The following is a 724-nucleotide window of genomic DNA, read 5'->3' as shown; positions in this document are numbered from 1 at the left end:
TATATAGGCAATACCAGGACCAAGAGTTAGGTAAGCTGGTGCAAACAGATCTGAAATCAGCGTTTTTCCATCTCCCTCGTACCTATATCCTTTAGCGAATTGCGTTTGGAAATTCGCATAAAAGGTATACATCCAATATTTGGAGGCTTTATAACCGAGCAAACTATTTAATATAAGCCTGTCGTCATTTTTACGAACGCCAATATCGTCTTGCTTGCTCAGACCAAATCCAACGATTGCTTTATTGTCCCAGGTCCATTTGTTTTTTTTATAGTTAAAGTCGTAGTTAAAAACGAGATTTCCAGCAATTGAATTTACACCTCCTGCTGCCCAATTTGAAAATGAGCTTTGATTGATTAAGAAAGTATTCTCCCCGTGAATTGTCCAGGTTTTAGTCGTATCTGCAGCGGGTGTGTCTTGTGCATAGCCAATAAAGCTGGCACACGACAATGAAAGTAATAGGGCGATTTTTTTCATAATAGGTACTGTTTTTGATAAATTTTAAACAATTGTGTTCTAATTTTTTCGATAAATGATTAATCTAATATCGTAAAATGTTATTATTTTATCAAAATATACGCCCGTACTGAAAGAGGAGTATGCTTTTGGTTTAGCTATATTAGAGATACTGGTCTGGTGCCATTGTTGGTGCCAAACCAGTATCGAGTGTTAAGCTTCTTTAGTTTATTTTGTATAAACTACCGTCTGTCCAAGTGAATAAATC

General features: G+C 36.0%; 1 protein-coding gene. It reads right to left on the bottom strand.

Annotated elements, in window-relative coordinates; translation table 11 throughout:
• Positions 1-477 (bottom strand): DUF3078 domain-containing protein (locus AC1DDX_RS24560; protein WP_477622756.1); only part of this gene is annotated, 477 nt, incomplete at its 3' end.
• Positions 478-724 lie beyond the last annotated feature (247 nt).

The organism is Pedobacter sp. 10L46_2 (assembly GCF_056395165.1).
Note: the sequence above shows the minus strand (reverse complement) of the source record. Positions and strands in the feature narration are given on the sequence as shown.